The organism is uncultured Draconibacterium sp., from assembly GCF_913060805.1.
Lineage (GTDB): Bacteria > Bacteroidota > Bacteroidia > Bacteroidales > Prolixibacteraceae > Draconibacterium.
This window is the reverse complement of sequence record NZ_CAJXTC010000015.1, coordinates 36357-61817: the sequence shown is the minus strand read 5'-3', so window position 1 is coordinate 61817 and position 25461 is coordinate 36357. Positions and strand designations below refer to the sequence as shown.

Below are 25461 nucleotides of genomic sequence, written 5' to 3'. Positions count from 1 at the left end.
AAAAAAAGTTTTTGGGATTTATGGCTTTTATTAGTGATGATTTGCGTGTTTTTGGGATTTATGTCATTTATCAGGGATAAACGACGTTAATCCCACGTTCAGCTTTTAGTAGGCGATCTGAAAGGTTTTTTAAAACCTTAGAAAGAAAAATAAGGCGAAATTTAATCGGATCAGGATGCTTTTAGTGCTTCTTTTAAACGAAGTACGTATTGCCTCGAAACGTGAATTACCTGCGGGTAATCGAAGAGATTCAGCTCCAATCCATCGGAGCCGCGCGATACTTTTTTAATGTAGTTTTTGTTTACCATGCACGAGCGATGACAACGAATGACTTCCGGATATTTTTTCAGCAAGTTTTCAGTGGTTTTCATGGTGTTCCGGATCAGCTTTTTCTTGATCTCGTCGTTGTGTTTATAAATCACTTCAATGTAATTGTTGGCTGATTTTATAAGGATCAGCTGCTCAAGAAAAAGCGTGAAATATTCGGTTTTGTTCTCCGATTCAAACTCAATTTCTTCGGGAGCTTTTACCGGTTCATTTTTACCGGTTTCTTGCGGTGCAAGTTCCAGCTTTTGGACTTTCTTTTTTAACAAATAAAACTGGTTGGTAACAACAACAACTGCGGCAGCTGTTATTGAAATGATCACGATATTGATAACAATACCAAAGGTCATTGGAATGTGCCCAACATAACGCGCAAAAAACGCAAACGCTACCGAGTTGCAAGCAACAAAAAGCAGATCGATGATGATCTCTTTTAAAACCGTCCAGCGAGGTTCTGAAAAGGCGGTGATGAATATGGAAGGAATTACAACACGAAAAATGCTGAGTAAAACCAGTGTTATGGCACCGAAGGTTGCAAGGATGATGAGGCGGTTATTGAAATCGGGATTTTGAACCTGGAAAGGCTGAAAGAACAAAAGGAACAAAAAAATACCGAGGCTCACGGATGAAATGGAGCGTGTATTTACCTTTAGGTTGTCGTTAAACGGATATTTTTTGTTTAGCGAGTTCAGCATTGGAACTTAATCTTGATTAAAAAACTGCCAGCAGCAAATCGATGTCTTTCGACGGGATGTTGAACATGCGCCCCACATCGTGGTTGGTGAGAATTCCGTGGTAGATGTATACACCTTTTCGGAAACCTTTCGACACTTTTATGTAGTTTTCAACCCCGCCGTTGTCGCCAATGGCAAGCAAAATCGGAATTAAAATGTTACTCAACGAAATGGAAGCGGTTCGTGCCACCATGGCCGGAGTGTTGGGTACACAATAATGCACCACGCCGTGTTTGGTGTAAGTTGGATTTTTAAAATCAGTACACTTCGAAGTTTCGAAACAGCCACCCTGACTCACGTTCAGATCGATAATTACCGATCCTTCCTTCATCTGTTTTACCAAATCTTCCGACACTTTAAATTTTGGAGGCGTGTTAAATGAGGTTGCTCCAATAACCGCATCGGCCGAAATAAGCGCTTTACGTAAAACTTTAGGGTAGAACACCGAAGTAAAAATACGTCGGCCAAGTTTCTCTTCCAGCTTGCTGAGTTCGTATACCGAAGTATCAAAAACCTTCACGAAAATACCCAATCCGAGTGCTGCACGTGCTGCATATTCGGCGGCAGTGCTGGTGCCGATAATCACCAACTCGGCAGGTGTAACGCCGGTAACCTCGCCAAACAAAACGCCTTTCCCGTTGCGCGAATTACTGAGGTATTCGCTGGCAATGGTAATGGAAGTAACCCCTGCAATCTGGCTCATTTGGTGAACGAAAGGAAGAAAACCATCTTCGTTTTCGAGGTATTCAAAGGCAATGGTTGTTACCTTTTTTTGCATCATTTTCTGGATCGATTCGTTGCAATGTGCCTGAATCTGCATGTTTGAAATGATAACCTGGTTACCGCGCAGGGCATCGATCTCGTCGCAATCGAAAGGTGCAATACGTAAAATTATGTCGCACTGAAAAGTTTCTTCTTTGGTTTCAGCAATGGTAGCGCCGGCTTTTTGGTAATCTTCGTTGCTGTAGCTGGCTGATTTTCCGGCATCACGTTCAATCAGAATTTCGTGCCCGTACGAAACCAGCAAATCAACGGCTTGCGGCGATAAAGGTACCCGGTATTCAACTTTCGACAGATCGGAAGGAACGCCAATTTTTATTTTCTGGCCCTTCTTTTTTACCTCCAACATCTCCTCTTTGGGCAGAAGCATGGTCTTTGGTATCGATACCTTTTCTTTTGCTTTTTCCATAGTTGAACTTAATGAATTTATCTGACGAAATCAACAGCACCAATTTACAAGCAAAAGGGGAGTTTTCAAAGAAAATTAGTCGTGAAGTAAAAAGCGGTATCGGAAACTAAATTTCCTGCGCAGTAATCAGGCGGGTATCATCCTCCTGAACTTCGATTTTTACCTCCACCATTTTTTCGGGCAGAAGCGATTCGATCATTTCCGGCCATTCAATAAGGCAGTAGCTTCCGCTGTAAATGTAGTCTTCGTAGCCCAGATCGTAAGCCTCTTCGATGTCTTTTATCCGGTAAAAATCGAAATGAAAAATCGAATCAAGATTAGCAGTGTTGTATTCGTTTATCAACGCAAAAGTAGGACTGGTAACGTTGTCGTCCGATCCCAGCGCACGGCAAATCGACTGGATAAAAGTTGTTTTTCCTGCACCCATTTTGCCGTAAAATGCAAAAACGCGGTCGTCACTAAATCCTGTAATCAGCTCCTTTGCAGCAACTTTAAGCTCGTCGAGCGAATTGATCTTTTTTGAATACATCTCTTTCAACAATTTTTGCAATTATACAAAAAGAGCCACATATTTTGCACCTCTTGAAATAAAATGCGATAAAAATCAGGGAAATGCATGGGTATAAGGGGGTTGTTTTTCATTAAAATGTTTTAATTTTGGCAAATATCTTGATGCGAAATGCACCCGGCGAATTTTAAAAAGCGATAGATTTAACGGGCGGCTTTCAAGGAATTCGATTTAAATAATTTAAAACTAAAAATATGAATATTCCAGCTGATTTGAAATATACGCAAGACCACGAATGGGTACGCGTTGAGGGAGATGTAGCTGTTGTAGGTGTTACCGATTTTGCTCAGGGAGAACTGGGTGATGTTGTGTTTGTTGAAATTGAAACTGAAGGTGAAACATTGGACAAAGGTGAAACTTTTGGAACAGTTGAAGCAGTGAAAACCGTTTCGGATCTGTTTATGCCAGTTGGAGGTGAAGTTGCCGAGTTCAACGAAGATTTAGCCGACGACCCTGAATTGGTAAACAAAGATCCATACGGAAAAGGATGGATGATTAAAGTAAATATTGCCGATGCATCGGAGTTAGATGACTTGATGGATGCTGACGCTTACAAAGCAATGATTGAAGCTTAAGAAATTTTACAGCATAAGTAAATGCCTCATCGTTTTTCGGTGGGGCATTTTTTTGTGCCAAAAACTGAAATATCGATGTTTACATGAAGGCTACTTGCTTATAACCTAAGGCGCCTTGCCACTTTTTTGGGATCAGTTGCCCTGATTTTTAGTTAGGTGGTTAATTTTGATTTTTAATTTAACAGAGTATTTGTTTAGTTTGAACAAAAACTAAAATATAAATCAATGAACACAATTTTACTTGGATTTATCGGTCCGCAGGAAATTATAATTCTCTTAATTCTAATCCCAGGCCTGTTAATCGTTTTGCCGGTGGTATTGCTGATAAGATATCTGATTAGAAAAAGTAAAGCTCCTAAAACAACTACACAACTGGACACCCATACGAATAATCAGCCGGAGCCATTGATTACGGAAGAGAAAATTAAAGAATATTATCCCGTTAAAGAGGGGAATAAAATTACGCTCATTCGTTTTGATGAGATCGTTGATCTTTCGGCAGGGAATAACTTTGTTTTTCTAACAGATGTAACCGGAAAAGAATACGTGGTTGATAGTACGCTTGCTGATTTAGAACAGAAATTTCCCGAGGAGTTTATTCGTATTCATAAATCAACAGTGGTGAATAAGAATCTTATTCACGAGGTTAAGAAGCTGGGTAATGGCCGGTTTGATCTGGTTATGAAATGCGATAAGGAAAGAGTAGTTTCCTGCAGTAAAAGTTACAACGAAAAGATCAGAGACTTAATAGATTTTTAAGCATAAAAAAGCCGGAATCGAAACGATCCCGGCTTTTTAGTATAGTTTCTCGAATATATTATCCGCATTTTGAGCATCCGCAAGATAGGCAGGTTAAACAGCCTTCCTGGTAAACTACATCGTCCGATCCACATTCGCCACATTTTGCATCATCGGCAATTGTTCCGTCCGGAATGTATTTCTTCAGTGCACGTGCCACACCCGCTTTCCACGAGTTAATGGTTTCGTTATCCAGTTGCAGACTGGTTACCAGTTCAACAATTTTATGAATTGGCATACCGTGGCGCAAGGTTCCCGAAATTAACTTGGCGTAGTTCCAGAATACCGGATTGAATTTGTGCGACAATCCTTCAATAGTGGTTTTGTAACCACGTTTGTTTGCGTATTGGAAATCGTAGCGCGAATCTTCGCCTTCCCAGCTTTTAATGATATAACCTTTGGTTATCGAGCGAGGCAGCAAAATTCCGTCTTCATCGTCGTGCAAACCGGTGAAAATCTCGTAAGGTTTGCCATCCATTAAACCGATAAATGCAATCCACTTTTCCTTGTTGTTTTGGAAACGTACAACGTCGGCTTCCAGTTTTTCAGGACGTTTCAGCGGGAATGCGCCGTCTTCAGTTTTTTTCTTGTTATCGTCGTTCGAAATAAGCACACCCGAACGTGATCCGTCGCGATAAACGGTAACACCTTTACAGCCGCTTTTCCAGGCTTCGAAATACAAGTCGCCAACCAGCTCTTCTTTTACATCGGCAGGCAGGTTAATAGTTACCGAAATCGAGTGGTCTACCCATTTCTGGATTCTTCCCTGCATACGCACTTTATTCAGCCAGTCAACATCGTTTGATGTAGCTTTGTAATAAGGCGACTCTTTTACCATTTTGTCCAGGTCTTCCTGCGAATATTCAACAGATGTGTCGTAACCATTCGCTTTCATCCAGGTTTTAAAATGGTGGTGGAAAACAGTGTACTCTTCCCATGAATCACCAACTTCGTCAATAAAATCAACACGAACATCTTTGTCGTTCGGATTTACTTTACGGCGACGTTTGTACACCGGAAGGAAAACCGGTTCGATACCTGATGTTGTTTGAGTCATCAAGCTGGTTGTACCTGTTGGAGCAATGGTTAACAGCGCAATGTTTCTACGGCCGTATTTTACCATTTTTTCGTAAAGACCATTATCGGCATCTTTAATACGGTTGATAAGCGGATTATTCTTTTCGCGCTCAGCATCGTAAATGGTAAATGCACCACGGTCTTTTGCCAGGTGTACAGACGAACGGTAAGCTTCAATGGCAATTGTTTTATGAATTTCTTCCGAGAAATCAGTTGCATTATCGCTACCGTAGCGTAATCCTAATGCAGCCAGCATGTCGCCTTCGGCAGTAATACCAATTCCGGTACGGCGGCCTTCTTTTGCTTTTCTGCGAATGCTTTCCCAAAGATTTCTTTCCGTAAATTTAATTTCTTCAGCTTCAGGGTCTTCCTCAACTTTTTCTAAAATGGCATCAATTTTTTCCAGCTCAAGATCGATAATGTCGTCCATAATACGCTGTGCATAATGGATGTGTTCTTTAAATAGTTCGAAATTGAACTTCGCGTCTTTGGTATATGGATTTTCTACGTACGAGTACAGGTTGATGGCTAACAGGCGGCAGCTATCGTAAGGACACAACGGAATTTCACCACATGGGTTGGTAGAAACCGTGCGGTAACCCAGGTCGGCATAACAATCAGGCACCGATTCTTTAATAATGGTATCCCAGAAAAGAATTCCCGGTTCGGCTGATTTCCACGCATTTTTTACAATCTTTTTCCAGATTTTACCGGCGTCGGTATTTTTGGTGTACTGTGCTTTTCCGTTGATCGGGTATTGCTGCGTGTAAGGAGTTCCCGATTCAACAGCTTCCATAAAATCGTCCTGGATTTTTACCGATACGTTGGCTCCGGTTACTTTGCCTTGTTCCATTTTTGCATCGATAAAACTTTCCGAGTCGGGGTGTTTAATCGATACTGAAAGCATCAATGCACCGCGGCGTCCGTCTTGCGCAACTTCGCGTGTTGAATTTGAATAGCGCTCCATAAACGGAACAATACCGGTTGATGTTAATGCCGAGTTCTTTACCGGAGAACCTTTTGGGCGGATATGAGACAGGTCGTGTCCCACACCTCCGCGGCGTTTCATCAATTGCACCTGTTCCTGGTCAATTTTCATAATTCCACCATACGAATCCGAGTCACCGTCGTTTCCAACAACAAAACAGTTGGATAGTGATGCGATTTGATAGTCGTTGCCAATACCGGTCATTGGTCCTCCCTGTGGAACAATGTGTTTGAAATCTTTTAGGACGCTGTAGATTTCTTCTTCGGTTAATGGATTTGGGTAGCGTTCTTCAATGCGTGCGATTTCTTTTGCAAGGCGTTTGTGCATGTCGTCAGGTGTTCTTTCGAAAATATTTCCGAACGAATCTTTAAGGGCGTATTTGTTTACCCATACTCTTGCTGCCAAATCGTCTCCTTTGAAGTACTCTAGCGAGGCATTTACTGCTTCTTCCTGAGAGTAAATTTTTTTGCCCGCCGGGGCTTTTACAGATACTTCGTTTACTGCCATTTTTTTCCTGTAAGTGTATTAAAAGTTATAAGAATGTATATTCGATTTTCTTAGATGTCAATCACAACAAATTGTGTAATGCAAGATAGAATAGAAATCAAATATTTGGAATTTTTTTGAGGGCTAATTAATTAAAAGTTATCAACTTTGATTTGTTATGTAGCAGAGGGATAGTGGGTTATATATTTGATAGTTAAAAAAAGTTTACCAAAACTGAAAATTATTATTAGCTGATGAAGATTTTTGTTAACGGAATATTACTTGTAAAAATTCAATTTTTCGAAGAATAATTTGCTAACAAAAAGCGTGCAAATTTTCACTTTTTGTTAAAAACTTTATTTATGATAAGTGTTGTTGAGCCCACGTTTTTTTCTATATATTTTTTGCAAATTTCGGAGGCATTTTGCAGGCTTGTTTTATCGTTGATGAGCTTGTTGAGTGTAGCTTTCAGCTCGTTAAAATTTTGGATAGGGAAGGCGCCTTTTTCATCTACCAGATCAACCGCTTCTTTAAATTTTAAATAATTCGGTCCGAACAAAACAGGCAATTTAAAAGTGGCCGCTTCCAGAATATTATGGATGCCAACACCAAAGCCACCGCCTATGTACGCTATGTTTCCGTATTGGTACAGCGACGATAATATTCCGATTGAATCAATTATTAACACATCGTAGCTGTCGATGTCGGAAATATCGGCTTTACTAAAACGAATAGCCGGTTTTTTCAACAATTCCTGAATTCTGTTGATATTTGCCGGTGCAACCTCGTGTGGCGCGATTATAAACTTCACGTCGCTGCTGTTGTTAATAAACGCTGCAAGCAGCTCCTCATCGGGTTTCCAGGTGCTTCCGGCAATAAGGGTTACATTATTACCCCTGAACTTTTCCACAATGCTGAACTTTTTTGCACCGCGGGCAATTTCGGCTACCCGATCGAAACGTGTATCGCCCGAAATCGTGTAATGTTTGATGCCGGCCTGTTCAAGTAGTTGGGCAGAAGTTTTGTTCTGGATAAAAATATGCTCGAAGCTGTGAAGCATTTTTCGGTACCACTTTCCCCAGGGAGTTGATTTGAAAAACTGCTGGTTCTCACGGAAAATGGCAGAGATAATATAAAGCGGAATTTGCTGACGTTTGAGTTCTGTAATGTAGTTGTACCAGAATTCGTATTTCACAAAGAATACTTTCTCGGGGCTAACCAGGTGGATAAACTCCTGCGCATTCTTTTTGGTGTCCATGGGTAAATAGGCAACAATATCGGCGCCTTCATAATTTTTCCGGATTTCGTAACCCGATGGCGAAAAGAAAGTGAGTACGATCTTGTATTGCGGATATTGCTTTTTAATTTCCTCTAATACCGGCCTTCCTTGCTCGAATTCGCCCAACGATGCACAATGAAACCAAATGTACGAGGCATTATTGTCAACTGCTGAACTAAGCTTATTTTTCCAGTTTTTACGCCCGGCAACAAACAGTTTTGCCTTCTCGTTAAACAAGGCTGCAACACGGATAAAAAATCCGTAAAACAAAATTCCAAGGTTGTAAAGTAAGCTCATCGTTTTCAGAATTAGTATTGCTTTCGGTTGCTCAAATATTCGTAGATCGTTACGTTAATGAGTAAAAGTAAAAACAGGTAGCCGATCTTTTCAACAGGAACGCCAAACAGGGCTAATCCCATGGTGTGGGCCGAATCGTAAACAATTGCCGGAAGCGAATTTAAAATTGCCGAGACAATTAAAAAGGGAATTAATGAGATGGCCAGCGCCAGGTAAAATTTGGTGTAATATCTTTTAAAACGGTTACGAAAAACGGTGTAACCCAGGTAAATTGCCGACAGGAAAAATGTAAAGAAACTAAACATCCGGGTGCGGAAAATGTAGGCTAAAACTCCGGTTATCAGTAAAAGTACAAGGCTGACAATCAGAAAAACATTGGGTTTTTCGAAATCCTCGAAACGGACTTTTAACCACTCGTAAATATAAATGGATGACAGCGGAATAACTAAAAATGCCAGCCACTCTTCAACCGGTAATCGTAACAGTTCAATGCCGGAAAGGTAATCGGGATTAAAGGTCCAAATCCTCATTTGGGTAAACCGAAGGTCCCACATCACAAAAATGGCTCCGGCAAAAATTACGGCAGGCAAAATATACTTTAGCCTGAAAACAAACCGCACCTTTTTCTGAAAGCTGAGGGCCACCGGAATCACCAGAAATATCAGCAATAACAACAGGTACGACAGGTTTTGAATTTCCATTTTTCTGAATTTTGAGCAAAGGTATTGGATTTGTTGGAATTTTAAATTTGGGATTTTGTTTTTTTCGGCATTTTAGTTGATTCGGGAGTTTTTACATTTTGCAGTTCTGTTGATTAATAATTCACTACCTAACAAAAGTTGTTACACTTCTGCCGGGTACCTGGATTGCCTTGTCCAGGTTTTGTTTTCCTGTTAATGTAAGATTGTGTTTATCAGAGGTTTCGTAGACTCTGGCTTCTCCGGAAAGCTTAAACTGAATATTTTCTGCTGCATCTCCCCGGTTGATGCAAACCACAACTATTTGGTTGTTTGAATTCTTAAAAGCAGAAATTTTGAGATTTGAATTCGGTGTTGATTCTACAAAAATACGTCTCGCTCCGGGGCGAATAAAACGGGCGTAATTCCCAAGTGTCCATAGCAGTTTCGATTCGTAGAAATTGCCGTCGGTTTCACTTTTATCAATGTATACAAGTCCGTCTTTGAAATCATAAGGGCTAATAGCAAGCCACCAGTGCCACGCACTAGCGTTGGCTATGGTAAGATCTGCATGAATAACATTGGCAACAAATAATGCTGTTTCCATACCTAAATCGCGGCCATTTCCGGTAAATCCGTCGTTGTTGCCCAGCACGCAAAACTCACTCATCCAAAATTCCAGTTGTGGGTCAACTTTGTTTATCTCATTTTTCACTTTGGATCTTACAGCATTTAAAACCGAATCGTTGGTGGTTGTAAAGTAGCTATGCCCGGCAATTTTGTGTGCCATATTGGGTACGTTGCCAACGTAGTTTTCTGATTCAGGCGAAAAAAAATCTTCTACCTGCAAGCCCCTTTCCACATCATTTGCTTTTTCATAAAAGTGGTTGAGTTGACCGGCCTCCGAAATCTCAATTTTTGTTGAAAGTCCGGCTTTTTTCAAATCGTTGCCAATAATTTTACATATTTCGGCTACTTCAGAATTTGTCCATGGCGAACCTTCCTGTCCGTCCTTCCAGTCCCATTGCGGTTCGTTTACAGGCGACAGATAATCAAAAAGAACCCCCTCGTTTTTTTTAATGTTCTTTGTTACATCAATTAAAAAACGGCTGTATTTATCGAAATTTTCGGAAAGTAAATTTGTTGAGTTTCCACCATCGGAATTTGCCCGTTTGTTTTTGGTTAGCCAAACCGGTGGGCTGTTTACAAAGCCAATAAAGTCTTCAACTCCACGTTCTTTGGCAGCGCGTAAAAACCAACGCTGACCTTTTTGTTTGTTCCAGTCATACGTCGCATCTTCCTGCAAAAAACACTCGGCTTCTCTCCATGGATCGGAGATCTTTGTGTCGCCGGCCTGATCGGCACTCCCTCCTCCGATATTAAAGCGCCAGCAACTTAATCCAATTCCTGCAGGTGAACCATCTTCCTTTTCTTCAAGACTAAAAAGTAAATCGGCAATTTTATTCTTTTGCTCCTCCGGCCAGTTTCCCACAAACTGACAGCTCCATGCATCAGAAGCTCCAAAATTATGAATGGCCTGAAATTCAACTTCTGAGTTGATGTTCACCTTTATGGATTGCTTATTGTTGGCAGTCTTATTATTGAGCTGACAACCGGCAGCTAGAATCAGGAGGATAAGGTAAAGTGGTTTCATAATGAGATGTTTAGCGAAAAAAAGGCGTATCGACACACCGGGTGTTGATACGCCTTTTATTGATTAGTTGATTTCTTTTTTAATATTTTGCCTTTGCTTTTTTCGCCGCATCTTCTTCAGGCGAAATAAAGCTTATTTTAAACGCATAGCTGTATTCTTTATCGGTCAATCGGTACTCGTCGTGTGTCCATGCACCCCAACTGTCGTCGCCACCAACACCCATTTGTTTGTAGTCGATGTTAACCGAAGTCAGGTCGCGCGGTTTTACGTCGTTAATGTGTCGGTTGATCACTTCAACGCCTTCTACCTGGCGGCCATCGGTACGCTCAACACTTTCAAAGTCTTCCATAATATTGTGGTGGGCGCTAACTTCCAATAGTGGCATTCCCGCGAACAACAAACCGTTTCCGGCGTCGTCGGTAATGGTTACCCAGCGAACATCGGTTTTGTTACCGTTTTCCTGCGGACGAAGATATGCCCAATACTGATCGGCAACGCTACCGCTATACAAGCCAACGAAAGCTCCGGTTTTTCTGTCCCAGTAAGACTCCTGCGGGCCACGGCCAAACCAGCTCATCTGGTCGAATTTGCGTGGCATTACCAGATTCATTCCCATTCGAACGATTTCCGGCAATTCGTCGGCTGTCATTTTAAAGTTGTTTTCAACCATAATGTCTCCTGTGCCGTAAACCGTGTAAATCGATTTGTACGAAGCAATTTTTTCTTTGTCCTCGTTTACCAAATCAAAGTTGAAAACTACCTCTACAGTGTTCTTGCTTAACGCTTTTACGGCAACGTCTGCAACCTCGCGGTTTTCGCCGGCTTTACGCCAAACGCGGCTACGGTTGTACAGGTTGTTACCAAAATCGTTGTCGATTGGTGCGCGCCAGAAATTTGGAATCGGGCCGCTGATCAACATTTCAGTCTCACCTTTTTTAAGGCTTGAAATAATACCGGCTTTCTTATCGAAAGTTACTGAGAATCCTTCGCCCGACACGGTTGCTGCTTCTACTGTTTCTTCGAGGCTTACATCCGGCATTTGAGGAATTTTGTATTCCAGTGTCATTGGTACAACAAACGGAATTTCAAATTGCTCTTCGGCCAAAATCCAACCGGCTTTAACAAGGCTCCAGTCTTCTTTTAGTTTTGCATGTACATTCAGGAAATATTCAACTCCGGCTTCCGGTTTTACATCAAAACCGATGGTTACTTTTTTGCTTTCGCCCGGAGCTAAATCAAAGCTTCCGAGGTCGCCGCTGTCAACTGTTTTTCCGTCGGCAGTAACTTCCCAAACAAAGTCGAAAGCCGACAGATTCATAAATACATATTTGTTCTCGATCGAGATAACTCCTTTTTTCAAATCAACGGCATTGAAACCAATGTGCTGGTAAACTTTCTTCACCTCTAAAAGATGTGGTTTTACAGCACGGTCGGGATCAACCAAACCGTTATTACAGAAGTTGCCATCAGAAGGAACGGTGTCGGGGCCAAAGTCGCCTCCGTAAGCCCAGAATCCTTCTCCGGCGTCGTTGGTGGTCCACAAGCCCTGGTCAACCCAGTCCCAGATAAATCCACCTTGCAGCACATCGTATTTTTCAATCAGGTCCCAATAGTCTTGCAAGTTTCCAACGCTGTTACCCATGGCGTGCGCGTATTCGCACTGAATTAAAGGTTTGTCGGCTTTTTCTTTGGCAAAACGTTCCATGCCGTCCAATCGCATGTACATTGGGCAATTGATATCGGTGTTTGCGCCACCGTGAGCCTGCTCGTATTGCACAGGGCGCGTATCGTCTACCGATTTAAGGAAATCGTAAGTCGCCATAAAGTTTACGCCATTTCCGGCTTCGTTACCCAAACTCCAGATTACCACACAAGGTTGGTTTTTATCGCGTTCAAACATATTTTTTGTGCGATACAAATGCGCCGCTTTCCAGGCTTCGTCCTTGGCCAGAGATTCAGGTCCGTAACCCATTCCGTGCGATTCGATATTTGCTTCGTCAACAATGTACAAACCGTATTTATTACATAGCTCGTACCACAGTTCCGGTTGCGGATAGTGTGATGTGCGAACGGCATTCAGGTTGTTTTCCTTCATGGTTTTAATATCCAGCAACATCGTTTCCTTATCCTGAACGTGACCGGTTTTGTCGTTGTGTTCGTGCAGGTTGGCACCTTTTATGTAAACGTATTTGCCGTTCACGCGAAGTGTTGCATCGATAATTTCAATGCGGCGGAAACCAACATCCTGACGAATAACTTCAACAATATCTTTTCCGTTTTTAAGCGTAATTACCAGTTCGTAAAGATTTGGAATTTCGGCCGACCATTGTTTTACGTTTGGAATTTCAGCGTCAAAACTCACTGATGTTCCATCGGTAGTTTCCGAGAATTCTTTTACAACATTTCCGTTATTCGAAAGAACAGCTTCAACTGTTAAGTTGCCATTGTTTGCCAGTTCTACGTCCAGTGTAAACAAACCATTTGTGTATGTGTCATCCAATGATGAACCAACACGGAAATCTTTTAACGCTTGTGCGCCACGCGCAATAAGATACGCATCGCGGGTGATACCACTTAAACGCCAGAAATCCTGATCTTCCAAATACGAAGCATCGCTCCAGCGGAAAATCTCAACAGCCATGGTGTTTTCTCCTGGAACCAAATATTTGGTGATGTTGAACTCGGCAGGTGTTTTACTGTCTTCGCTGTAACCCACGTATTGTTCGTTCACCCAAAGATTCATGTTCGACGAAACCGCGCCAAAATGCGCAATGATATCGCTACCATCCCATTCGGCAGGAACTTCGAAAGTACGTTTGTACGATCCAACCGGGTTGTAATCCTTCTGGATCAGCGGTGGAGTTCTGTCGTGCGGGTATTTTACGTTCGTGTAAATCGGGTAATCAAAGCCAACCACTTCCCAGTTGGCAGGCACCTGAATTTCGTCCCACTCACGGGTGTCGAAATCATTTTTGAAAAACCAAAACGGACGCTCCGACGGGTTTTGCGCCAGGTGAAATTGCCATGTTCCGTTCAACGATTTTAGTAGTGGCGATTGCCATTTATCTTCGGTGCGTGCTTGTTCGGCCGATGCAAAAGGAATAAAATGTGCATGCGGCTCGGCTTTGTTTATCTGGTAAATTTCAGGGTCTTCCCAGGGTTTTGGACTGGGCTCATCGAACGGCACATTGGAGTAGTCGGTGTAATTATTACACGAAACCAATGCAACCAGTGCGATGGAAAATAATGTTAGTGTCAAATAAGATTTTTTTATCATGATAGTGTAATTATATGTTTCTACTTAAAGAGACAGCAAATTTAAATTTTGTACCTACTATTCTATGTAACAAAACGGGCAAAAATATATAACAAAACGGGCAAAATTCAGATTTCGCATGCAATTGATATGTGCAGGCACATTTTCAACGATGATCTACGTGAAATTGAAAAGAATGGTTAGCTAATCAGAAACAAAAGTTGGCTCCCCTTTTTAATGCTTCCTCGTACTTGTCTTTGTTGAACCGATACAAGAATGGTCGCTTGTGTGAAACGCCTTCTTTACGTTCTTCCAGCCTTTCGTAAATTCCCCAGTTCAGCATTTTTCGCTGAAAATTACTTCTGGTTAATGGCTTGTCGAGAATGATTTCGTAGATGCGTTGCAGTTCAGGCATTGTAAATTTTTCGGGCAGAAGATTGTAGCCTATTGGTTCGAAAAAAAGTTCTTTTCGAAGGGCGTTCAATGCTTCGGTAACAATTAGGTTATGGTCGAACATTAACTCGGGAATCGCATCAATATCTACCCATTCACTCATGATATTAATAATGCCGCCCGTTGGCTGAACGGTGTCAAAATTGACTAACGCAAAATAGCCTATCGTAAAAACTCTGTCGGGAATGTCGATATCCTCGGGGGGTTTGTAAGTTTCTTCCCGGAGTTCGTTATAAACAGTAGAATATGAAAATCGATCGGGTTCGCTAAATACACGAAATTGTTTAAGAAATATGTCTCCAAGACCTGTGGATTCTTTTAGTACTCGGTTGGCTGCATCATCGGCATTTTCATTTTTTAATATGGCTCCGCCGGGAAGCGACTTTTTTATACGGGGGTCGAAGGTGGCGATAAGAACTTTGAGCTTGTCTTCTGATACAGAAAAGATTACAGGGTTGACGCCCACCGTTAAACTTGTGTTTTTAACGTAATTCTTAAAATTAAACTTCTGGTTAGTAGCCATATTTAATGTTAAATCTTCATTGTATCATCCCGATACAATGAAGATTGTTTTTTTCTTTGTAATACACAAATGAACGCAATCTTTATTTAAAATTCTAAAGATTTCAGTGTGAATTAAAGCATTCTTTTGAGATATATTTTGATATATCCCATTTCCATACAAGAATAGAAAAACCCGTATACTGATCATATACGGGTTTCGTTTTTTATATGTAGAAATATTTTTTAGCTACTAAGAAAAAAGCTTTTCCACTTTTGCTTTTACCTCTTCTTCGTTCGGATTAATATCGAAAACGATCTCAGGTTTTAAATAGAACAGGTCATTTTCGGCTTTGAATTTCTCTTCGCCACCGCCTGTAATATTCAGCATAATCAGGTCATCTTTTTTAACCGTGCCGTCTTTAACCGCTTCAATTAATGTTGCAGTTGCAATAGCCGACGCCGGGTGAATATCATTTCCTTCCGATTTCAGGAACAGTTCTCCTGCATGGTGAGCCTGCTCATTACTTGCCAGCAATACTTCGCCGCCGGCATCTTTCATCGCATCAAATAATCCTCCTGCAATCGGGTACGGAGGTTTGCGGTTCGATAACACTTTCGCCACAATTGCTTCTACCTGCTCGCGGGCCAGGTTATCATCAAGCGACAACATTGCACGCGAATCAGCTTTCCAGGCATCGTGTATTGGTGTAAACGGCGTGTTCTGCGAAACCATCAGTTTCATTTTTTTGTTGCCGAAACGTCCGTCTTCGATTAAACGCAAATTGGCTTCCCATGCTGCAATCGCACCTGTCCCGCTACCAATGGCCTGAAAATAGTAATCAGGAATTTCGCCGATTGTGGTAGTTGCCGAAAGCATTGTCGTTGCCATTCCATCGCGGCGTGCAACATTTTTCGCACCACCTTCAGCAACAAAACCTTCCATGCCGGCTACAATATTCGACAGATGAATGGCATCGAAATAGTCGCTGCCCGATTTGCTGCAAATCAGTTTTACGCAATCGTTAATCGGAGCGTCGAACCAAAGTGCACCGATATTATCTTCAGGAACACAAATCAGCAATGGGATATTATTTTCAGAGCAAACTCTTGCAAAAGCACGCGAAGTATTTCCGGCAGAAGCCACCACCAAGACCTGGTGCATATCTTCTGTCATACGACCGCAAACCGAGTAAGCTTCGGTTTCTTTAAACGAGGCCGTTTTCATGTTTGTGCCTTTTTCGGGCCAGTAGCCGCTAAAGGTGATCCAAAGATTTTCGAGCCCCAATTCTTTTGCTAAACCTTCGCTTTTGTAGGTCACCGGTGCCGATGAACCTTCAAGCATCCGGCCAATTGGTAACCAGTCGGCAAATTTGTACAAGCCCCACGAATCGTCTTTTACGTCAATTTGTTTTTTATCGTAAATAGCACGAATTAAAGTTGGTTCGGCCTCACCCGGAGCATCCAGCATCCAGCCAGCATCTTTAAACTCCTTGCCTGTTTTAAACGATTTCAGGATGTATTTTGTGGGCGAAAAATCTTTGCTCATTCTACGTCTGTTTTATTTTAAGAATGACAAATGTAGAAAATGCAGACATAAAACAAGCGAAATTTTTTAAATCTTAAAATTAGGATTAACAACAAATTGATAACTTTAAGCGATTTCAACAAAACCTAAAACTATGAAAAAACTATTGCTGTGTCTATGCTTTTTAGCAATTGGCAGTCTTTTATCGAATGCTAAAATCAATCCAACACAACTTACTTGCGAATACCTTAAAAATCCTTCAGTAGTTGATGTGCTGCAGCCTCGTCTGGGCTGGATAAATGTGGCAGAAGAAGGAGAAAAAGGACAGCTTCAAACGGCTTTCCAGATTCGGGTAGCTACCACAAAAACTCAACTTTCAACTCCCGATTTATGGGACAGTAAAAAGGTTGAAAGCAACGCATCAACCCGCGTAGAGTACGACGGCGACAAACTGGTTTCACGTCAGGATTGCTGGTGGCAGGTGCGTGTGTGGGATAAAAACGGTGAAGTTTCGGAATGGAGCGAGCCTGCATTCTGGCATATGGGATTGCTGAATGAAAGTGACTGGCAGGCAAAGTGGATTGGCGTTCCGTGGCAAGGAGAAGAAACTTTGCCAAAACCTGCCCGTAATTTGGGAAGCGATGGTAACCGTCTGCAGGAACTTCCACCACCTGCACCACTATTTCGTAAAGAATTTAACGCCACAAAACAGGTTGAAAAAGCTGTGGCTTATGTAACCGGACTGGGTTATTTCGAAATGTATCTGAACGGGAAAAAGGTTGGCGACGATGTATTGGTTCCCAACCAGACCAACTATGGCAAACGCCCCGGACTTCCGGAACAGTTTATTCCTGTTGATGACAATTTCAGAGAATACAAAGTGATGTACCTAGCCTATGATATCTCGGATCAGATGGTTGACGGGGCGAATACTTTTGGGGCGATACTGGGAAACGGGTTTTATAATCCGGCCAAACACTGGGATTTGGGTTATGGTTCGCCTCGTTTGTTAATGCAGGTCCATGTAACTTACGCCGACGGTACCGAGGACGTTATTGTGAGCGATGAGAGCTGGAAGGTTTCAAAAAGTCCGATTTTGATGGACATGGTATTTTACGGTGAACATTATGATGCGCGTTTGGAGCAAGACGGCTGGTGCACTGCAGATTTTGACGATTCGGCATGGGAAAATGCAGTTTTAAGAAAAGCGCCCGAAGGAAAGTTGATGGCACACACTGCTCATCCCGACAAAGTTTATGAAACACTTGAACCGGTGCGGATCGAGAAAATGTACAACGGTAATTATAAAGTTGATTTTGGTGTTGAGATTTCGGGTTGGGTGCGGCTGAAAAATGTGGAAGGCCCTGAAGGGCATAAAGTAGAGATAAACTATATGTCGAATACGTTCTCGGGAGATAATTCATACATTTTTAAGGGTGAAGGCAAAGAAAATTATGCGGCTCGTTTTAACTGGTTTGTTTTCCGCGAGGTGGAAATTGTAAACTGGCCGGGCGTGCTGGAACCTGAAAATATTTGTGCCGAAGCGATAAATACTTACATCGAAGAATCGGCCAAATTCGAAACTTCAAATCCGCTTTTTAACGAGGTAAATAAGATCTGGAAACGTAGTCAGACCGATAACATGCACGGTGGAATTGCCAGCGATTGTCCGCACCGTGAACGTTCGCCATACACCGGCGATGGGCAGGTGGCGTGTGTTACCGTGATACACAACTTTGATGCACAAAACTTTTATCACAAGTGGATTCAGGATATTATCGGAGCTCAAAATGTGGAAACCGGCTATGTACCGAATGGTGCACCGTGGCAACCCGGTTGTGGCGGCGGTGTTGCCTGGGGAGCAGCAGTAAATATTATGCCCTGGGAGTTTTATGTGCATTACGGCGCTGTTGACATGCTGGAGGAGGCTTACGAGCCGATGAAAGAATACGTGCGCTACATGCAAACCTGGGTGGATGATGAAGGAATAATGTACTCGCAACGTGTTGGCCTAAATGGCAACGTTTTGCGGTGGTTCAACCTGGGTGACTGGGTTACACCGGGCGATCTTCCGGCAGATGAACTGGTACACACTTTCTATTTCTGGCGTTGTGCCGATATTACCGCAAAAGCTGCTGAGGTTTTGGGGAAAAGTAAGGAAGCGAAAAAGTATGCTGAGCTGGCAGAAGCTACCAAAGAAGCATTTCACAAGCGGTTTTTCGATGCAGAAAAAGGAACTTACGGAAACTCGGGAGCCAATATTTTTGCTCTGAAAATGGGTGTTCCTGAAGCTGAATACCAACGTGTGATAAAAGCGCTGAAGGAAAACATTAAAAAGAACAAAGGGCATTTGGATACCGGAATATTTGGTACGCAGTTTTTCTTTGAAGTGCTTACCGAAAATGGGATGCACGACCTGGCTTATGAGGCCATGAACAAAAAAGAGGAGCCCGGTTATGGTCGCTGGTTAACGCTGGGAGCTACAACAAGCTGGGAGCATTGGGATACCGGTGGCTCGCACAATCACCCGATGTTTGGTGGGGGATTGGTATGGTTGTATCGTCAGTTGGCAGGAATGCAGGCCGATGAGAAAATTCCGGGATACCGTCATATTATTTTTCATCCTCAACCGGTTGACGAAATGGAATTTGCCAAATATTACAACAAAACACCTTACGGAAAGGCCGGAATAAAATGGCAGCAGGATGAGGGGAAATTGAATGTTGATATTACTGTTCCGGTTGGTTGCACTGCAACAGTGATTTTGCCGACGACAGATTTTGTTGCCGATGGAAAAACGCTGAGTACCAATGCTGACGTGAAGATTGTTTCGCAAGCCCAAAACGAACTGGTGCTGGAAGTTGGATCGGGCACCTATAATTTTAGCAATTAATTGTAGTATAAATTAAAGCAGTCCTATGAACTGGAAAAAACTCATCATCACCATTTTTAGAACAGCAATTGGCTGGCACTTTTTGTACGAGGGAGTCGCAAAACTCGCTGATGGCAACTGGAGTGCTGCCGGATATTTATCAAGTTCTACTGGTCCATTATCGGGATTGTATCAGTGGATGGGCGGTTCTGAAAGCATCATGAATGTTGTGGATCCGCTGAATATGGCTGCTTTAGTTCTTATCGGTCTTGGGCTCACACTTGGTTTGGCAATTCGTATTTCGGCTGCTTCGGGCGTGGTTTTGCTATTGTTGTACTACTTTGCTCATCCGCCATTTGGAGGTTCCTTGCTGGCCAATACCGAAGGAAGTCTGTACATAGTAAACAAGAATGTGATTGAAGCGCTGGCCTTGCTCGTTTTGTTGGTTCTAAAAGAAAAAGGCTGGGGATTATATGCGCTACCCTTCTTCTCAAAGAAGAAAGAAACGGGTGGCGAATCGGCTTCCGTGAAATCCCGAAGAGAGGCGTTGAAAAACCTGGCCACGATTCCTGCATTGGGCGTTTTGGGATTGGGAGCTTTTAACGAAACACAAAAATTTGGTGTCGACACACTTTCGGGAGCGACCATAAAAGTCGGTGGAGCCGGTATAAAAGAACTGAAAGGTGAACTTCCGAAAGGAAAGATCGGGCCGCACGAAATCAGTCGTTTGGTGGCCGGTGGAAATCTGATCGGTGGTTGGGCGCACTCGCGTGATCTGCATTATGTGCCGTCGCTTTTTCGAGCCTACAACACTGAAAAGAAGATTTTTGAAACGCTGATGCTGGCCGAGGAAGCCGGAATTAATACCATCAATATCGGGTTTCCGACAAATGCCACCATGCAGAAGTATAAAAAGTTGACCGGCAGTAAAATTAAAGTGATCACGCAGGTGCACCCCGATGCGGAGAACAACGACTGGGTGGTGAATATTAATAAAGCCATCGATTTTGGTGTGGACATAATTCAGATTCAGGGGAACTGGTGCGACTGGCTGGTACGCGACAATAAACTGGATAAAATCGATTTAATGCTGAACCATATCCGCGAGCAGGGATACACTGCCGGACTGGCTTCGCATACGGTTGATTCGTTGATTGCCTGCGAGGAGCAGGGAATTATTCCCGATTATTACATGAAAACCATGCACCACGATAATTACTGGTCGGCACACCCGTGCGAGAATCGTTTCCCGTTTGAAGTGGATGGTAAAAAATATGCCGATCACAACCGTTTTCACGACAATTTGTTTTGTTTGTATCCGGATAAAACGGTTGAATTTGTTAACCGAGCCACTGTTCCGGTAATGGGTTTTAAAGTGTTGGCTGCCGGAGCTATTCAGCCCGAAGATGGTTTTAACTGGGCCTTTAAAAATGGTGCCGATTTTATATGTGTGGGTATGTTCGATTTCCAGGTGGTAAACGATGTGAATATCACCATCGATACGCTGAATAATCTACAAGGACGTACACGAAAATGGTATGGTTAAACTCTTTTATTGACTGCTTACAACCTGTGCAATTTCTTCCGTTGCAATTTGGTTTGGCGTTAAATCGCTAAGATCAACTTCAACGCGCAGAGCCCGTAAACCCGAAGCACCCACCAAATCTTCCAGTTCAACATCTTCAATATTGTTGGTCAGATATCCCTTTGCAATCATGTAATCGATGTACTTTTTATAATCTCTTATTTCATCGGCATGCGAGTAAATTATTGCGATTTTACCCGGCTGCGTTACACGTTCATTTGTTCCATTAATCAGCGCTTTATCAATACGTTTTTTGGTAATCTCGTAACGAATATTGTAGGCGCCGGCCACATCAAACTTCTTCTCATCCTGCCTGAAAGCAATGCTCAGCGGATTTGAATGAACCAGTATCAGTTGTGTAATATCGAGTTTTGTTGCCAACTGAGGTTGCAGCAATTTAATCCTGCGTGCAATTTTAACTTTTACCAGCAGTTGCCACAGCCTGATATTCTTCAAATAAATGTCGTTGTACTTTAATCCTTTTACCAGCGACTGGCCAATGTAAGCGTTGTATTCAATTCCATCGGTGCGGTATTTTTCAAAATAATGCGGGAAAACTTCCTGGGCTTTTTCCTGCTCGGTTTCAATTATTTCACTAACCTCTTCATTAATCAGGGTCAGGCTTTCCTCAAAATCCTTCCGTTTTTTGTACACCACATTCAGGTGCGGATCAAGCGAACTGAAATAATCTGTTACCGGTTCCTCAAGCTCCGAAAAACGTTCTTTTAGCAAGCGCAAAAACGGATCAACTTCTTTTGTGAGAAATTCAATTATTACAACTTCATCTCCGGCTTTTAGTCCGTTTTGTACCGTGTCGATATTTTGCTGGATATTAAAACAGATATCTTCAAGCAAAGGCATCTCTTTAATCTGACGGGCGTAGTCCAGAATTTCACGCGCATGTTTTAGTTGTTCGGTGAGGTCAGTCTGAATAGCCAGGTTGCGTTCCAGCGATGAGCCACGTACATCGGAAGCACCGTAAATAGGAACTACATCGTTGAAAACAATGGATTCAACCGCCGTTTTCCCACCGTTCTTATTTTCAGAAAGAAAGTGGCCAACGGCTTCGCGAAAACGCCACTCCACGGTTGGGTGAATAGCCGTGAACTGATCCTGGATTACCGCTCTTATCTTGTCGTTCCATTCTTCTTTCGATCGTTTCAGGGCCAGCGCAAATGTTGGGAAAACATCGTAAAGTCGCTTGATCTGCATCATGCTGATGCTGTTTGGTTTTGTGCAGGCGAACTCGAGCATCCCAACCGGCGTTTCGTCGATAAACAGCGGAACGATTGCGAGGCTTCTTATTCCTGCATCGATCAGATTCTGAATAACAACATCCTGCGGCAATTTTGTAAGATCAGGCGTGTTGATGATGCGGTTTTCGTTAAAAGCCTGTTCGTAGATTGTTCCCATGTACTGATCGCATTTTAGCTGAGTACGGGGAATAATGGTGTCCCAAATCAGGTTCAGATTCATGTTTGCATCTTCATCGGGAGCCACTGCCATTCCGAATTTTAGTTTCGGATTGTCGAACAAAGCACGCATCCGTTTTTGCAGCACTTCAAAACCTTCGTTTGTTTCAATCGTCTTTTTATCGAGCAAATCGGTTTTCAACTGCGAGATCACAAAATCCTGCGTAATATCAATCAGGTTGAAATGAATAAATCCGGAAAATTCAAAGTTCTCCAAGGGAATTATCTCGTTCCACACCGCCAGATCATCGGTATTATCAAGCAGTTTGGTAATATCTTCAGGTGTAACTTTTGTGTGCTTTTTTAATTCGCGAACCTGCACATAGTTGGTTGTTACATGCTTCCGAATGTATTTGATGTAGCCGTCTTTTGTGTCGGTAAGGCGATAGGTGAAAGGAAGATCAACGTCAATTTTATAGTTGTAAAATTTCTCCAGAATCAACAGGTAAGCCTGATATAATTTGGAAATCAGTGAGAGATCCTGCTCACCACTTTTGGCAATTTCCAATAATTTGTGCTCGCAACTTAGGCTGTTTTTTAGCAATTCGGTAGCAAAAAAAGGATCTTGCCCGATTGGAGCCGTACAAGCTTCCATGCTGTTTTGGTGACGTAAGGGATTTATTACAAACGCCATAAGTTGATTCACCAGATCCTGATTCTCATTCAGTATTGAAGTGTTGTGAATCGGCTTTTTTAACGCAGGAACTTTATTCAACGCATTCAGCGTACTTTTTGCCAGATCTTTCATCGGGTGATTAGCCGTCGATTCAATTCGCTCGATATCCTTTATCAGCATTTCAAAACTAAGAACTGAACTGAAGGGGATTTGGGAGAATGGGCAGCTAATCTGTTTATCTGTTTTCATCGGACTGTTTTCAAAAGAGTGAGTTATTCCTCTAAATGCTTTTGAGAATAACGTTTTAATACCTGTCAAGGTTTTGGTACATACAACTTTGTACCAAATTACGGAACAAAAATACGGCAAGAAAGAAAACAGGCAATCGGAATAGTTCTCCAATTGCCTGTTTGCCAGCGCTGAGTGCGATTATATGTACGTGAATAAATTCTGCCGACTCCTAATTTCTGAATCCGCTTTGTGGCACCTTGTTAAAGCGCCTGTTCATTTTGTGTTCACCATCAACGTAAATCTCCATCACATAACGCCCTTCCTTCAAATGCCGCAGGTCAAGCCCTGTTTGAGCATCTTTAATGTTGGTGTACTCGTGTGTTTCAATGTACTCGCCATCTTTTGTAATGCGCACTTTTAGTGTTGATGGTTTGTTGGTAGTAGTATAAATTGTGGCGTAATCTTTTACCATTCGTGGGTAAATATTTACCGACAGATGCGAGATGGTAGTGTCCACTTTAAAATCGTCGTCGGTTTTGAAAGCATAAAACTGTCCGTTCCCGCAGTCGCTTTCAAATAAATGAATCAGATTTCCTTCGGTATCTTTTAAACGCAAACGCCCGTAACCGGCATCTGCCAGAAACCAAAATTCCAGTCCTTCGCCGGCAGTGTCAATCAAATTCAGGAAATATGAACCTTCTTCCAGTTCCAGGGTGTCGATGTAAGTTGTGGCCGAATCGAGCATTTCGGGTGTTTTGGAATAAACGGTGTCGTAGCTGCTGCTAACAACATGTACCCAATTGTCTTCGGGTTTGTTGTTGGTCATAAATTCCACCACAAATTTCGATGGGATTGTTGGAATACTCTCAAATTCAACATTCATATTGTTATCGCCGTCCCATTCGTCTTCTTTACCGTTGGGTTCTTCCAAAATCACCGAAAAGGTATTTATGCCATCCTTCATATCGATTTCTCCCGGAAGTGCGATTATAGCGGCTTCATAAAAACCAAGGTTGCCCTTCCATTGAAATGTCTTCTCTTCAAATCCCTTGGTTGTATAAAGGATAGTCAGCTTTTTTAAATCGCTGCTGCCAAGGTTTCTGATTTTGATGAGCGGACTGAAACCGCGTGGATTAAATCGGTTGTAATTGTCTTTCAGGTTTGGAGCAATAATTTCTTCAATGGCTACATCGTTTTTGTTATTTGGTGCGGCATATTGGAACAGGTACGACGTGATTTGCTCGTGTGGCTGGTCTGTATTGTTCGCTGTAAACGGTTCCATATCCAGGTCGAGTTCGTGGCTCCCTTTTGTCAGAGGGATATCAACAACGTCGGGCACCTGCAAGTCGCCGGGACACCAGTATGCGCGGTCGAAAATCCAGGTTCCACCTTGCGGATAGAGCGGATTATTGCCGCAGTCTTTCCACATGTCTCGGTGGTCAATAACTTCCCCGTCAAACTTCAACTCGCGCCAACGGCTGCAAAACTCGCTGCATCCGCTAGGTTCGTCCATTCCGTGTCCGGTATGCTGAATGCGAAAACGGGCAAAATCAGCATTTTCTGCCGTGGTAACCGTTTTTGGAGCAAGCTGTTCTTCGATAGGATCTTCCGGATCGCCGTAACGGTAATTGTCCTCCCACATTTTTTCAACCGAAATAAAATCGGCCACCTGCGGGCCAAAAGTTATGTCGAAATCAAGGGTTAAATCCCAACCCAAATCTGGTGATTCGTAACCCGAGTGAATGTATTCAATCTCAACACTGTCGCGCAAAAATGCCTGAAAATCGGTAACATCAATACTCCAGGTGTAACTCCAGCCTTCTTTAAAGTTGCTTCCGTACGGAGTTAGCATTCGGCCAATTTCGTAGTTTACCATTTCGCCATTAACACCTCCTTTTCGCAGAATTTTTACGCGATCCATATAATCCCAGTGGGCAATGGCACGATCTTCCGGGTAGGCAAGTGTCAGGTTCAAAACAATTCTTCTGATCTTTTTTTCGGTTGAAGGAAATTCGCCCCACTTTACAAAGCTTTTCACGCCTTGAGACGGATCAGTGTTGATAAGGACTTTGTTGTGCGTGACTACATTTGTGGTTTGTGCCAGCAAGTGCTGAGCAGCAATTAGGAGTGTTAGAAATACAATTAGTTTTTTCATGGATTGTTCAAAGCTTAATTATTAAAAAAATTTAATAACACAGTAAAATTAGTAAAAAAATTAATTTACCCATTGTCGACGATACCGGCCTAACATTGCTTTTAGCTAAAAAAGAGCATATTATTTCAGGTTTGGATTCAGAATGT

At 42.5% G+C, this 25461-nt stretch carries 16 protein-coding genes; 4 read left to right on the top strand and 12 right to left on the bottom strand.

Annotated elements, in window-relative coordinates; all coding sequences use genetic code 11:
• Positions 1–170 precede the first annotated feature (170 nt).
• From QZ576_RS10920 to tsaE, 3 genes are all read right to left on the bottom strand, one after another.
• Positions 171–1019, bottom strand: coding sequence for a LytTR family transcriptional regulator DNA-binding domain-containing protein (locus tag QZ576_RS10920; protein WP_297097015.1), 849 nt, complete (start codon positions 1017–1019; stop codon positions 171–173).
• Between the two features lie 16 nt (positions 1020–1035).
• Positions 1036–2247, bottom strand: coding sequence for an alanine dehydrogenase (locus QZ576_RS10915; protein ID WP_297097014.1), 1212 nt, complete (start codon positions 2245–2247; stop codon positions 1036–1038).
• Between the two features lie 106 nt (positions 2248–2353).
• Positions 2354–2776: a tRNA (adenosine(37)-N6)-threonylcarbamoyltransferase complex ATPase subunit type 1 TsaE gene (gene tsaE / locus QZ576_RS10910; RefSeq protein WP_297097012.1), complete on the bottom strand. Its 423-nt coding sequence runs from the start codon at positions 2774–2776 to the stop codon at positions 2354–2356.
• Between the two features lie 233 nt (positions 2777–3009).
• Here tsaE and gcvH point away from each other — a divergent pair, with 233 nt between their 5' ends.
• On the top strand, positions 3010–3390 hold the full coding sequence (gene gcvH, locus QZ576_RS10905; RefSeq protein ID WP_163325881.1) for a glycine cleavage system protein GcvH: 381 nt from the start codon (positions 3010–3012) through the stop codon (positions 3388–3390).
• 225 nt (positions 3391–3615) lie between these two features.
• Positions 3616–4149 carry a LytTR family DNA-binding domain-containing protein gene (locus tag QZ576_RS10900; RefSeq protein WP_297097009.1) on the top strand — a complete coding sequence of 178 codons (534 nt, stop codon included), beginning with the start codon at positions 3616–3618 and terminating at the stop codon, positions 4147–4149.
• Positions 4150–4207: 58 nt separating this feature from the next.
• On the opposite strand, the gene QZ576_RS10895 is transcribed toward QZ576_RS10900, so the two are convergent.
• The 7 genes from QZ576_RS10895 to QZ576_RS10865 form a co-directional block, all read right to left on the bottom strand.
• Positions 4208–6760 (bottom strand): adenosylcobalamin-dependent ribonucleoside-diphosphate reductase, encoded by a 2553-nt coding sequence (locus QZ576_RS10895; protein WP_297097008.1) that lies wholly within the window; start codon positions 6758–6760, stop codon positions 4208–4210.
• Between the two features lie 316 nt (positions 6761–7076).
• Complete coding sequence (locus tag QZ576_RS10890) at positions 7077–8315, bottom strand: glycosyltransferase N-terminal domain-containing protein (RefSeq protein ID WP_297097007.1); 1239 nt, start codon at positions 8313–8315, stop codon at positions 7077–7079.
• A gap of 11 nt (positions 8316–8326) precedes the next feature.
• Entirely contained in the window at positions 8327–9016 is a 690-nt protein-coding gene (locus QZ576_RS10885) for a lycopene cyclase domain-containing protein (RefSeq protein WP_297097005.1), read from the bottom strand.
• Between the two features lie 124 nt (positions 9017–9140).
• Complete coding sequence (locus QZ576_RS10880; protein WP_297097003.1) at positions 9141–10646, bottom strand: glycoside hydrolase family 30 protein; 1506 nt, start codon at positions 10644–10646, stop codon at positions 9141–9143.
• A gap of 79 nt (positions 10647–10725) precedes the next feature.
• A complete protein-coding gene (locus tag QZ576_RS10875) occupies positions 10726–13905 on the bottom strand; it encodes a glycoside hydrolase family 2 TIM barrel-domain containing protein (protein WP_297097001.1) in 3180 nt (1059 codons plus the stop codon).
• 205 nt (positions 13906–14110) lie between these two features.
• Positions 14111–14878: an NUDIX hydrolase gene (locus tag QZ576_RS10870; RefSeq protein ID WP_297096999.1), complete on the bottom strand. Its 768-nt coding sequence runs from the start codon at positions 14876–14878 to the stop codon at positions 14111–14113.
• A gap of 231 nt (positions 14879–15109) precedes the next feature.
• Positions 15110–16405 carry a cysteate synthase gene (locus QZ576_RS10865; RefSeq protein WP_297096997.1) on the bottom strand — a complete coding sequence of 432 codons (1296 nt, stop codon included), beginning with the start codon at positions 16403–16405 and terminating at the stop codon, positions 15110–15112.
• A gap of 133 nt (positions 16406–16538) precedes the next feature.
• Here QZ576_RS10865 and QZ576_RS10860 point away from each other — a divergent pair, with 133 nt between their 5' ends.
• A complete protein-coding gene (locus tag QZ576_RS10860) occupies positions 16539–19277 on the top strand; it encodes a family 78 glycoside hydrolase catalytic domain (protein WP_297096995.1) in 2739 nt (912 codons plus the stop codon).
• A 25-nt stretch (positions 19278–19302) separates the two neighbouring features.
• Positions 19303–20802, top strand: coding sequence for a DoxX family membrane protein (locus tag QZ576_RS10855; RefSeq protein WP_297096993.1), 1500 nt, complete (start codon positions 19303–19305; stop codon positions 20800–20802).
• A gap of 6 nt (positions 20803–20808) precedes the next feature.
• Here the strand turns inward: QZ576_RS10855 and QZ576_RS10850 are convergent, their stop codons facing one another.
• Both QZ576_RS10850 and QZ576_RS10845 read right to left on the bottom strand, forming a co-directional pair.
• Entirely contained in the window at positions 20809–23178 is a 2370-nt protein-coding gene (locus QZ576_RS10850) for a GAF domain-containing protein (protein WP_297096991.1), read from the bottom strand.
• Between the two features lie 211 nt (positions 23179–23389).
• Positions 23390–25315 carry a peptide-N-glycosidase F-related protein gene (locus tag QZ576_RS10845; RefSeq protein WP_297096989.1) on the bottom strand — a complete coding sequence of 642 codons (1926 nt, stop codon included), beginning with the start codon at positions 25313–25315 and terminating at the stop codon, positions 23390–23392.
• Between the last annotated feature and the right edge of the window lie 146 nt (positions 25316–25461).